The organism is Terriglobales bacterium (assembly GCA_035543055.1).
GTDB lineage: Bacteria > Acidobacteriota > Terriglobia > Terriglobales > Acidobacteriaceae > JAIQFD01.
Genome location: DATKKJ010000098.1, coordinates 1 through 11574 on the forward strand (window position 1 = coordinate 1; position 11574 = coordinate 11574).

Here is an 11574-nt window from a genome sequence, read left to right on the forward strand (position 1 = left end):
GCGCCGGGGAAGTCACCGGGCAGTTGCGCCAGGAGATACTGGAGGGCGTTGGGCCCGCCGGTGGAGATGCCGATGGCGACGATCCGGCTGGCCGTGCCCCGGTGCTTCACCAGAGGCTTACGCACACGGACAGCCTCGGCAAGAAAGCCCGCCTGCACCGCCGGCAGTTTGGTGTGGGCCGCCGCCTTGATCTTGGAGACGAGTTCGCTGCCGATCTCATCCATACGGCAAGAGGCGGCGTCGCGCGGTTTGGCCACGAAGTCGAAGGCCCCCATCGACAGTGCCTTGAAAGTGGCAGAGGCGCCCTGAGTGCTGTGGGCGCTGACCACGATCACCGGCAGCCGATAAGTGCGCATGATCTCGCGCAAGGTTTCCATGCCGTCCATGCGGGGCATCTCGAGATCGAGGGTGATGACGTCGGGGCGGAGCTCTTCGATCTTGCGGGAGACGAAGGAGCCGTCCATGGCCGTGCCCACCACGCGGATGGAACCATCCCGCTCCAGGATCTGCGGGATAAGTTTCCGCATGAGGGCGGAATCGTCAACCACGAGAACGCGCACCGGGTGGCTCATGCGTGCGCTCCCACGGCCCGCGACCGGCCCAGACGCTCGACCACAGCGGCAATGTTGAGGATGAGCACGACCGTCCCGTCCCCCAGGATGGAGGCGCCGCTGACCATATCGGTGGCAACCAGGGCGTCGTCTACTGCTTTGATGACCAATTCATCTTCTCCGACCAGGCGGTCCACTGCCAAGCCGAACTTCCGCTCCGCAAGAGTGATGACTACCACGAACATCTTTCCTTTCGAACTCGCTTCGGCCGGGGCCAGTTTGCCCAGGCGGACGAGGGTGAGAACTTCTTCGCGGAGCTGCAGGACCTCATGCTGGTCCACGCGGTGAACGTCGCTTTCGTCAGCGCGGGTGATCTCGACCACCGAACTGAGGGGTACGGCGTAGATACGGTCCGCGACGCGGAAGAGGAGAGCCTTGATGATGGCCAGGGTCAGCGGCACCTTGAGCAGGAAACGGGTGCCGTGGCCGGGATCGGTCTCGATGGAAATGGTGCCCTTCAGCCGTTCCAGGACGCTGCGCACGACATCCATGCCGACGCCGCGGCCGGAGAGCCCGGTGACCTGCTCGGCGGTGCTCAGGCCGGAGTGGAAGATCAGGTTCAAGGCATCGGTGTCGCCCAAGCGGGCCGCTTCTTCGGACTCGAGGAGGCCGTGTTCAACCGCCTTGCCGATGACCTTGGCGCGGTCGATGCCGCGACCATCGTCGGTGATCTCGATGACGATCTGGTTGCCCTGGTGGTAGGCGTTGAGGCGGACCGTGCCCTGGGGCGGTTTGCCGGCGGCGACGCGCTCGGCCGGCGATTCGATGCCGTGGTCCACGGCATTGCGCACCAGGTGGGTGAGCGGTTCGGCCAGCGCGTCGAGGATGCTCTTGTCCAGGTCGGTGTCCTCGCCGCTGATCACCAGCTCGACTTCCTTGCCCGCCACCTTAGCCACGTCGCGCACTACTCGCGGGAAGCGGCGGAAGAGTTGTTCGACCGGTACCATGCGGATCTTCATCACCGACTTCTGCAGATCGTTCAGCACCCGGGCCTGGAACGCCGTGGCGTCGGCGAAACGGGCCCGCAGCGGGTCCCGGCCGAAACGCTGGTCGAACTCGGTCATCGCCTGGTGGAGCATGGACTTCCCGATGATCAGCTCGCCAACCAGGTTCAGGACGGCATCGATGCGGTCGGCGTCCACGCGCAACAAATTCTCCGGCGCGCTGCCGAAAGGCGTGGTCTGGACCGGTGCCGCTTTGATCTCGGCGGCGGAGGGAAGGGTGATGTCGGCCAGCGGCTCCTCGGTGGAGGGTGCCAGCGAAGGCGCTGGAGTCTCGACGACTTCCTGGATGTCAAGTACGTCCTCCTCGGCGGCGGCCGCTTCGTACGGCCGCACAAGGAGTTCGTTCACCACCGACGGGATACGGCATTTCTTTTCCAGCCAGGTCTGCTTGTGGCGGGTGGTGATGGCGGTTTCGATCAGCGTAGCGTCAGGACAGTCTTCGTCGGGGTGGATGGCCAGCAACCGGCCCGCCTCCGTCAGTACGTTGCGTGCGAGCTGGACCGCGGCGGCGCGCATCGGGCAATCTGGATCGATGCCCAGGGCGATGAAGAAGATCTTCTGGCCCTTGGCGGCGGCATCGGCAATCACCACCTGTTCGTACTCCGTCCAGGCGAAAGCAGGCGCAAAGGCCGACTTGGCCGGCTGGGCCGGCGCTTCGACCAGGTTCTTGATCTGGGCACGCACCCCATCCGGCGCGGGCGGCTGGGTCTTGGCGCGATAGGCGGCCAGCATCTCGTGGAAGGCGTCGGCAGCGGAGAGCACGACCTCGGCGATGCGGCCGTTATGGCGGGCGGCGATCTCCGGGGTCAGCACATCTTCCAGTTCGTGCGCCAGCTCGCTGAGGTCCGAGTACCCGCACGCGGCCGAATCACCCTTCAGGGTGTGGACGGTGCGGCGGATGCTGCGCACGATCTCCGTATCGCCGGGGTGCTTCTCCAGGCGCAGGCCGTCCTCGTTGAGCGTCTGCAGGAGCTCCTGCGCGCTCTCGAAGAAGAGCTCTTTGAGCTCGGCGCCCTGTTCCTCGGAGAAGAAGCCCATGGTCATCCAACCTCGATCCGCTGGTAGGCGGTGCCATTGTTCAGGTGCATCATCTTGAAGCGATCGGTCAGGCCGAAGAGGCTCTCGGCGTGGCCGACGAATAGATACCCCTCGGGATTCAAACAGCGGTAGAACTTGTCGATCAGCCGCTTCTGCTCGGCTTCGTCGAAGTAGATCATGACGTTGCGGCAAAAGATGATGTCATTGCGCTGGGGCAGGAACTCGGTCTTCAGGTTGTGAAAATCGAAGTGGACCAGTTCCTTCACGGCTTTCTTGATGGCGTAGCGGTCGCCCACCTTGTCGAAATAACGCAGGCGGAAGGTGTAATCCACCGGTTCCATGTGATTCTCAGGGTATAAACCCTCCTGGGCGACCCGCAGGACCGAATAGCTGATGTCGGAAGCCAGGATCTCGACCTTCCAGGGCGGAGGGATCAGGGGCTTAGGCGAGGGCATTTCGAAGGGCAGAGGATTGCGCAGGTAGTAATAAGCGAGGGCGTCGCAGACCTGCATGGCCAGGGTGTACGGTTCCTGGCCGGTGGAGCAGCCGGCGCTCCAGATGCGCAGCGACCAGTCGCGGCGCTCCTGCTTGCGGTGCAGCATCTGCTCCAGCACCACCTTGGCGAAGAGGTCGAGCTGCGGCTTGTTGCGGAAGAAACTGGTCTCGTTGACGGTGAGGTTCTCGAGCAGAGCGGCCAGCTCGGCCTTGCCCTCGCGGCTGGTGAGCAGGCGGTAATAGTGGTAGAAGGAATCCAGCTGGGTGGCCTTGAGACGCCGTTGCAGGCGGTCCTGCAGGAAGTGCACCCGGCGCTCGTCGAAGTACATGCCGCACTCCTGGTAGACGAGGGTCTGGAGCAGCTTCAGTTCGGCATCACTCAGCTGGACAGGAATGGACGTCGTGGTCACCATGGAGTCCTTCTGCCGGGTCGGTGACCCGGACGTTCAGCAACGCGATCACGCCGGCACCTCAGCCTGCGCCTCGGCAAAGCGGTCAAGCCGGCGCAGTTCGCCGGGCTTGAGGATCCGAGAGAGGTCGACCAGGATGATGAGCCGGCCGTTCAGCTTTCCCACTCCCGTGACGTAATTCAGTTCGTTCTCCTCGTACACCTGGGGAGGCTGGTCGATCTCGGCGGCGGGGATCTTCAGGACTTCGGAAGCCGAGTCCACGACCAGGCCGACCAGCTTGCCCTCGACCTCGGCCACCAAGATGCGGTTCTTCTTACCGCGCGCGATCTCCTTCTCCCCGAAACGCTTGCGCAGGTCCACCACCGAGATGATGCGACCGCGCAGGTTGATGACCCCTTCGACGCAGGCCGGAGCCTCGGGGACGGCGGTGATCTCGGGCACGCGCACGATCTCGTGCACCAGGGCGATGGGGACGCCGAAGGTCTCCTTACCGATGCGGAAGCCGACGATGTGCAGTTCCTTGGCCATTGCGTCCTCGCTCAGGAACGGGCCGCGGCGGCGTAATGCGTCGCGTGGCTGCGCTCCTCGCCGAACGGCGCCTGCTTGGAAGCGTGGCGGCCGTGGCCGTTGCTTCCGCTTGCGGAGGCTTCCAGCGCGAAGCGGTCCATCGCTTCGAGCAGGCTGCGGGCCATCTTCGACATCTGCTCCGCCGAGGCCGCCAGCTCGGTGGAGCTGGAAGTGGATTGCTGAGTCAGTTCGCGCATCCGCTCCATGGCTTTGACCACGGCCTGGGCGCCCGAGGCCTGCTCCTCGACCGAGGAGTTGATCTCGTGCGTGATCTCGTTCAGGCGGGTAGTGGCCTTGGCGATCTGCGAGGAGCCGTGCGACTGCTCGTTGGTGGCCGCGCCGATCTCTTGGGCGAACTTGTACACCTCGGTCACCACGTTGGAGATCTTCTTGAGCGCGGCGCTCAGGTCGCTGCCCAGGGTCAGACCGTCGTTGACGATGGCGGTGCTCTTCTCCATGTTGTCCACGGCCTTGCGCGATTCGTTCTGGATGCTGCGGATCAGGTCGCTGATCTCCTTGGTGGACTGCGCCGATTTCTCCGCCAGTTTGCGGACCTCGTCGGCGACCACGGCGAAGCCCAGCCCGTGCTCGCCCGCGCGCGCCGCCTCGTTGGCGGCGTTCAGGGCCAGCAGGTTGGTCTGCTCGGCCAGGTCGTCGATGACCTCGATGATCTTGCCAATGTCGTCGGCGCGCTGTCCCAACACCCCGATGATGCCGGACGAGGTATGGATGGAATCGTTGATCTTGTTCAGCCCCTGGGTGGCCTTGTCCATGGTGACGATTCCACTCTGCACTTCCTCGCGCGAGCGCTGGGAAATGTCGAGCAGCACCTTGGCGGTGTCGGCCACGCGCTGGATGGAGGCGACCATCTCGTCGATGGAGGCCGAGGTCTCGCTGACGCTGGAGGCCTGCACTTGGGTGTTCTTCACCATGTTCTGCACATTGATGGACATCTCGTGCATGGTGCTGGTGACCTCGTCGATCGCCTGCGAGGCCTGGATGCTGACCTTGGCGGATTCCTCGCTGGCGCCGGCCACCTGGTTGGAACCACTGGCGACCTGCGAGGCGCTGTCGCGCACGCTAGTGACCAGCTTGCGCAGGCCGCCGATCATGCTGGTGAACGCTAACGCGAGCGTGTCCTTGTCGGAACGGGGCTGCACTTCCAGCCCCAGATTGCCGCCGGCGATGGCCTCGGAAACGGCTGCCATCTCCTTCAGGTAAGTGACCATGCGCTCGAAGGTGCGTGCCAGTTCGCCGATCTCGTCGTTGCGGCTGATGTCGACCGACTGGTTCAGGTCGCCGGATTCGCCGATCTGACGGGCTACGGCCATCAGATGCGAGAGCGGATGAGTGATGGACCGCGCCGTGAATACTGCGACCCCGGCGCCGCAGATGAGCGCCAGCAGCGTGCCCAGGATCGAGACCACCAAGGTGATGGTGGAAGCGGTCTCGTTGAACTTCTGTTGCGATTCCCGATTGGCGGCCGTGGCTTGCTTGGCATCGTCGAGGGGCTCAGCGGATTTCCGCAGCCATTCGGTGGGATTCTGCTGCAGATAGAAGATCTGGAGTTCCGCGACCGTGGCGTTGCCGCCATCCACGTCTTTGCGCTTGCTGATCATGGCGCCGGCGAACGAGGTCACCCAGCTCTGTTCCGCTTCCTTGACCCGGGTCAGGGCGGTGCGTTCCCGCTCCGAATCCGCCAGCCTGAGGGCGTGGTTGAGCAGTTCGTTCAGCTTGGAGACGCCTGCGTTCATCTGGTCCAGTTCGCGGGTGTCACCGCTGAGCAGGTAATTGCCCAACAGGAGGCGGTTCTGCATCATCTGGAAGCGAACCGCCTCGGTGGCCTGTTCCATCTCCGCCGACCTGGCCGCGGCCGACCGCGCCGACCGCTCGCGCAGCATCGCCGCCATGCTGAGCAGGAACAGCACCATCACGATGGAAAGGATCGCTCCAAAGCCCACGTATAGTTTCTTGCGGATACTCATATCTGCCTCTTCACGTACTGCTTCGCGCTAGCTCGCGGGATTAAAGTTGAACTGCACGATGGTCGTGGTCTCGTCTTTCCCCGGTTCGTACTTCCATTTCTTGACGGCGTCGACGGCGGGGTCGATCAGCAGGGGGTGTCCCCCGAGAGCCTTTGCCGACTTCACGCTGCCGTTGGGTGCGATGGTGACTTGCACCTTTACGGTGCCGCTCACGTTCATCTTGCGGGCCAGCTCGGGATACATCGGCGATACCTTTGTCTTGACCTTGCGCTCGGCCTCTTCCTGGGCCGAAGCGGTTTGCGCCGCCACCATGACAGCCAGCAGCGCGATGATTGCGATTCCCATCCAACGCATGATCTTTCGCAGCAGCACAGAATCCTCCAGAAGCGTGAGGTTCAACCCGCCGACATAAGTGCAAGGCCGATGCCAATGTGCAGAAAGTGCCAGTCTCAACCTAATAATTTCAAATAAATAACTTATTTTCAGACATTTACATCAATGTTTATAGGCCGAGAAAGGGGCGTGCTTGGAGGCCGGGAGCGTCTCATGAGCAGCCTTGGCAGCGCCTATCTGTCTCAGGCTGAGATGCGGCCGGAGACTGGCTTCCTCGGGAGTAACTATCTGGGACTCTTATTTGCTTGACTCAATTTGAGATTAGACGGTACTTTCGCACCGTCTCAGCACCCAGTCCGGGTTCCTAAGCGCCGCCACACCATGAGTATCCGCAACGAATCCGCAACCCCGGATACCTCGCCAGGTGTGGACAGTCCTTTCCAAGCTTTGTTGCTCGAGATCTCTACTGCCTGCCGTGAAGGACGCACCCTGGCGGAGCTGATCTCACTGTTCTGCAAGGCGACGCGGGGGTTCTTCGCCTTGGATGGGGTGTATTACTGGAGACTGGCGGACGGGGAGCAGTTGGTCGGCGTGGATGCCGACGGCTTCCAGGCGGAGCGGTTCCGCGCCTCCACCTTGCGCATGAGCGAAAGCGCGGTCGCGGTGGAGGCGGTCAAGAGCCGGCACACGGTGTATGCGAACCATCTCGACCCGCTGAAATACCCGATGGCGGGGGATTTCCAGGCGAAGTCGTTGATGGCGGCGCCACTGATCGTTGGCGGGGATGTGATCGGGGCCATCGTCTTTCTCAGCCGTGACGACGGCGAGCACTTCGATGAAGACTTGGCCGGCAAGGCCACCATCCTGGCGTCGTACCTGGGCAGCCTGATCGAAACCCTGCAGCGCTCCGAGCGGCACCGCAAGCGCGCCGAGGACCTGATGGCCCTCGCCCTGGAATTGAGCGCGTCGTTGCGCTTGCCGGAGTTCGCCCGTAGCTTCACCGAGCGGGTCACCGGGATGTTAGGGGCGCAAGCCGGCGCCCTGGCGCTCTCGCAGGGCTCCAGCCTGGAGACTATCGTCCTCCATGAGCCGGGCGAGCCCAGCGACAAGGCACAGGTGCGGCGGCTGACTGCGGCTCTGAGCGACGTGGCCGCGGAACGCTCCTCCGCCCTGCTGCAGGGCGATGCTGCCCAATTGCTGGGACCGGGCATCGCCGCGGCGTTGGGCTGGCGCGACCTGGTCGTGGTACGGCTGGTGGGCGCGGATCAGGAGCTGCTGGGGCTGCTCTGCCTGGCGAATCTCGATCACGAGTTGTCCCAGCCCGACCGCAACCTGCTGCAAGCGGTCTCGGCGCACGCTTCGGTGGCGCTGGAGAACTCGCGCCTGTTCTCCCGCATCGCGCAATCCAACAAGCACTGGGCGGAGATCTTCGATTCCATCACCGACTTCATCGTGGTGCACGACGACGCCCACCGCGTGTTGCGGGTGAACCTGCCCCTGGCGCAATTCATCGGGGTGCGGCCGGCGGAGCTGATCGGGGTGGGCATGCGCGCCCTGGTCTCGATCGCCGCCGACGCCGGCGACCAGCCGTGCCCCTTCTGCCGCGTGGGGATGGAGAAGAGCGACGAGTACATCCACCCGGTGCTGGACCGGACGTACCTGGTCTCGACCTCGCGGGTGCGGGGAGCGCTGAACGAGGGGTTGCAGACCATCCACGTGCTCAGGGACATCACCGACCGGCGGGAGGCGGAACGGCGCTATCGCGAGTTGCTGGACAACATCCAGGAAGGCATCTTCTTCTCCACGCCGGAAGGGCACTTCGTCGAGGTCAATGACGCGCTGGTCCGCATGCTCGGCTATGACAGCCGCGAGCAACTCCTGCAGATCGACATCCGCACCGAGCTCTATCCCGAGCCGGAGCAACGGCGGCGGTTCATCGAGGCCATCGAGAAGCAAGGCATGGTGCGGAACTTCGAAGAAGCGCTGCGGCGGCGTGACGGCACCCTCGTGCATACCCTGGAGAATGCGTTCGCAGTGCGCGACGCGAAGGGCGTGGTCATCCAGTATCGCGGGGTGATGCTCGACATCAGTGAAGTCAAGGCCTTCCAGGCGCAGCTGCAGCGGGAGCGCGACTTCAACACCAAGATCCTGAACAACACCCAGAGCATGATCCTGGTAGCGGACACCGCCGGGTTGGTGAGCTACGCCAACCGCCGCTGCTTCGAGCACGGCAATTTTCGCGAAAGCGAGCTGCTCGGCCATCAACTGCTGGAATTCGTCGCCCCCCAGCGGCGGGAAGCGATGGCCGCGGCTTTCGAAGCCGTCCTGGCCGGCCAGCAAGTGAACAATCTCGAGCTTCCCATGATGCGGCCGGACGGCAAGCTGTCGCAGTTCTCCATCAATCTCAGCCCCATGCGGGACGAGCGTGGGGAGGTGAACAGCATGGTGGCGGTCATGACCGACGTCACCGACGCCGCCATGCTGCAAGGCAAGCTGATGCACGCCGAGAAGATGGCGGCGGTCGGCCAGCTGGTCTCCGGCGTCGCCCACGAGGTCAACAACCCGCTGACCGCGATCCTGGGATTCGCCGACCTGCTGCTGGAGCAGGAGGACGTCCCGGAATCGGCGCACAAGAACCTGAAGGTGATCGTGCAGGAGGCGCAGCGAACCAAGACCATCGTGCAGAACCTGCTCAGCTTCGCGCGGCAGATGCCGGCGGAGCACCGCGCCGTCCAGGTGAACCCGATCCTGCGGCGCACCCTGCAACTGCGCGCCTACGACTTCGCCAGCCACGGGGTGGACATCGTGGAGCGGCTACGCGACGGGATGCCGGATATCGTGGGCGACGCCCAGCAACTGCAGCAGGTCTTCCTGAACATCATCAACAACGCCTACGACGCGGTGCGGGAGACGGAGCGCCGCGGCACCATCGAGGTGGAGACTTCTTACGTCAACGGCGGCATCGAGGTCGCGTTCCGCGATAACGGCCGCGGCATCCAGTTCCCGGAGCGCATCTTCGATCCGTTCTTCACCACCAAAGAGGTTGGCAAGGGCACCGGACTGGGGCTGAGCATCTGTTACGGCATCGTGCGCGAGCACGGAGGCGACATCATCTGCCATAACAATGAGGGCAGGCCGGGGGCCACATTCATCGTACGCTTGCCGGCGGCTGCGGGGCCGGCGGCAGTGGCGGCCGCGGCGGGAGCGCAGGCATGAGCACCGCGAGTCAGCAGGTCTTGCCCATCCTGGTGATCGAGGATGAAGCGTCGGTGATGGGCTTCCTGGTGGCCGCGCTGGAGCGCGCCGGCTACCGCACCGCCCAGGCCGCGAGCGGGGCGGATGCCCTGCGCATGCTGGCGGTCGCCAGTTATCTGGGAGTGGTCTCCGACATGCGCACCCCGGGCGGGGTGAACGGCGCCGATGTCCACGCCTGGCTGGCCGCCAATCGGCCGGAACTGGTCTCCCGCGTCGTCTTTATCACCGGCGACACGGTCAACGAGGAGACGCAGCAGATTCTCCGCCACACCGGGGCGCCCTGTATCGAGAAGCCGTTCCGGGTGCAGCAGCTGATCCAGTGCGTGGAAAAGACCATTGGGAAGGCCCGATGACCGACGACTACCGCATCAAGTTCCTGATCGTGGACGACGAGCAGAGCATCCGCAAGCTGTGCATGACCATCGGCGCTTCGCTGGGCTTCGACTGCACCGAGGCGGAGAGCGGTGAGGCCGCCCTGGTACAGCTGGAAGCCGAGTGCCCCGACATCCTGATCGCCGACCTGATGCTGCCCAAGATGAGCGGCGTGGAGCTGTTGCAGCAGGTCAAGAACCTGCAGCCCGGTTGCGAGGTGGCCATCATGACCGGCCACGGCTCCATCGAGAGCGCGGTGCAGGCTATGAAACTGGGCGCGTACCACTACATCCAGAAGCCGTTCCGGGTGGAAGAGGTCAAACTCATCCTGCAGCGCATGGCGGAGAAGGTACGCCTGGTAGCCGAACGCGATTTTCTGCGCGACCGGCTGAGCACGGAGAGCCAGCTCAATGACATCACCGGCTCGTCGGCCAAGATCCAGGATGTGCTGCGCATGATCGCCCGCCTGAAGGACACCCGCACCCCGGTGCTCATCACCGGGGAGAGCGGAACGGGCAAGGAGTTGGTGGCGCGCGCCATTCACTTCCGCGGGTCCTTCGCCAAGCGTCCCTTCGTCGCGGTGGATTGCGGCGCCCTGGTGCCCACGCTGATCGAGAGCGAGCTGTTCGGCTATGAGAAGGGCGCCTTCACCGGGGCGCTCAAGTCGAAGCACGGGCTCTTCCAGGCGGCCAACGGCGGCACCATCTTCCTGGACGAGATCGGCGAGCTGCCGCAGGAGATGCAGGCCAAACTTCTGCGCGTGCTGCAAGAGAAAGAGGTCCGACCGGTGGGCAGCAACGATCGGCAGAAGGTGGACGTGCGGGTGATCGCAGCCACCAACCGCGACCTGGAGGCAGCCTACAAGGCCGGCACCTTCCGCAAGGACCTTTTCTTCCGCCTCAATGTGGTGACCATCCACCTGCCGCCGCTAAGGGAGCGGAAGTCGGACATCCCCAGCCTAGTGCGGTGCTTCCTGCTGGACCATTCACCCGACACCCCCATCCAGGTGATGCCCGAAGTGCTGCGCTGCCTGCTGCGGTATGACTGGCCGGGGAACGTGCGCGAGTTGCAGAACTGCATCGAGCGGGCGATCGCCTTGGGGAACAAGCAGACCATCGACATCGCCGACCTGCCGCCGGCCATACGGGAAGCTCGCGCCGGGGCGCCTGCGGTCTTCGAAACCGAGGCCATCCCTGAGCACGATGGGGAAGCGGCCTCGGGATCGGCAACCGACCTGGAAGATATCGAACGCATGACCATCCAGCGCGTCTTCGAACAGGTGGGCGGCGACAAGGCGCTGGCTGGCAAGATGTTGGGCATCAGCCGGGCAACGCTCTACCGAAAGCTCAAGCGCTACAACATCAGCCTGGAGCGCGCCAAGGGCGTTGGCGCTACCTCTGAAGGGTAGGCCCGGCCTGCGACGCGACACCGGCTGGGCTGAGAAACTGTTTCAACCTGAGACGCCGACCCCGGCTTTCCGCTAAGCACCGAGCGAAGCCTTCTG

9 protein-coding genes are annotated in these 11574 nt (G+C 64.1%); 3 read left to right on the top strand and 6 right to left on the bottom strand.

The window, feature by feature from the left end:
- The 6 genes from VMS96_07370 to VMS96_07395 all read right to left on the bottom strand — a co-directional run.
- Positions 1-572, bottom strand: a 572-nt coding sequence (locus VMS96_07370) for a response regulator (GenBank protein ID HVP43235.1), incomplete at its 3' end; no start/stop codon positions are given.
- Complete coding sequence (locus VMS96_07375; protein ID HVP43236.1) at positions 569-2659, bottom strand: chemotaxis protein CheA; 2091 nt, start codon at positions 2657-2659, stop codon at positions 569-571. The genes VMS96_07370 and VMS96_07375, both read right to left, overlap by 4 nt.
- Complete coding sequence (locus tag VMS96_07380) at positions 2656-3561, bottom strand: CheR family methyltransferase (protein ID HVP43237.1); 906 nt, start codon at positions 3559-3561, stop codon at positions 2656-2658. Before VMS96_07380 ends, VMS96_07375 begins: the two co-directional genes overlap by 4 nt.
- A 45-nt stretch (positions 3562-3606) precedes the next feature.
- Entirely contained in the window at positions 3607-4086 is a 480-nt protein-coding gene (locus tag VMS96_07385) for a chemotaxis protein CheW (protein ID HVP43238.1), read from the bottom strand.
- Between the two features lie 11 nt (positions 4087-4097).
- Positions 4098-6110 (bottom strand): HAMP domain-containing methyl-accepting chemotaxis protein, encoded by a 2013-nt coding sequence (locus VMS96_07390; GenBank protein HVP43239.1) that lies wholly within the window; start codon positions 6108-6110, stop codon positions 4098-4100.
- Between the two features lie 27 nt (positions 6111-6137).
- Positions 6138-6455, bottom strand: a complete 318-nt coding sequence (locus tag VMS96_07395; GenBank protein ID HVP43240.1) for an energy transducer TonB — start codon at positions 6453-6455, stop codon at positions 6138-6140.
- 369 nt (positions 6456-6824) lie between these two features.
- On the opposite strand from VMS96_07395, the gene VMS96_07400 reads away from it, so the two are divergent.
- From VMS96_07400 to VMS96_07410, 3 genes are read left to right on the top strand one after another with little or no spacing between them, the layout of a single operon-like run.
- A complete protein-coding gene (locus tag VMS96_07400; GenBank protein HVP43241.1) occupies positions 6825-9659 on the top strand; it encodes a PAS domain S-box protein in 2835 nt (944 codons plus the stop codon).
- Entirely contained in the window at positions 9656-10051 is a 396-nt protein-coding gene (locus VMS96_07405; protein ID HVP43242.1) for a response regulator, read from the top strand. The genes VMS96_07400 and VMS96_07405 overlap by 4 nt, the downstream gene beginning before the upstream one ends.
- Positions 10048-11478, top strand: a complete 1431-nt coding sequence (locus tag VMS96_07410; protein ID HVP43243.1) for a sigma-54 dependent transcriptional regulator — start codon at positions 10048-10050, stop codon at positions 11476-11478. The genes VMS96_07405 and VMS96_07410 overlap by 4 nt, the downstream gene beginning before the upstream one ends.
- Positions 11479-11574: the final 96 nt, after the last annotated feature.

Bases quoted from the DNA above. Each gene is read 5' to 3' on its own strand.
- VMS96_07375 (HVP43236.1), bottom strand. From the start codon at position 2,659: ATGACCATGGGCTTCTTCTCCGAGGAACAGGGCGCCGAGCTCAAAGAG.
- VMS96_07380 (HVP43237.1), bottom strand. From the start codon at position 3,561: ATGGTGACCACGACGTCCATTCCTGTCCAGCTGAGTGATGCCGAACTG.
- VMS96_07385 (HVP43238.1), bottom strand. From the start codon at position 4,086: ATGGCCAAGGAACTGCACATCGTCGGCTTCCGCATCGGTAAGGAGACC.
- VMS96_07390 (HVP43239.1), bottom strand. From the start codon at position 6,110: ATGAGTATCCGCAAGAAACTATACGTGGGCTTTGGAGCGATCCTTTCC.
- VMS96_07395 (HVP43240.1), bottom strand. From the start codon at position 6,455: ATGGGAATCGCAATCATCGCGCTGCTGGCTGTCATGGTGGCGGCGCAA.
- VMS96_07400 (HVP43241.1), top strand. From the start codon at position 6,825: ATGAGTATCCGCAACGAATCCGCAACCCCGGATACCTCGCCAGGTGTG.
- VMS96_07405 (HVP43242.1), top strand. From the start codon at position 9,656: ATGAGCACCGCGAGTCAGCAGGTCTTGCCCATCCTGGTGATCGAGGAT.
- VMS96_07410 (HVP43243.1), top strand. From the start codon at position 10,048: ATGACCGACGACTACCGCATCAAGTTCCTGATCGTGGACGACGAGCAG.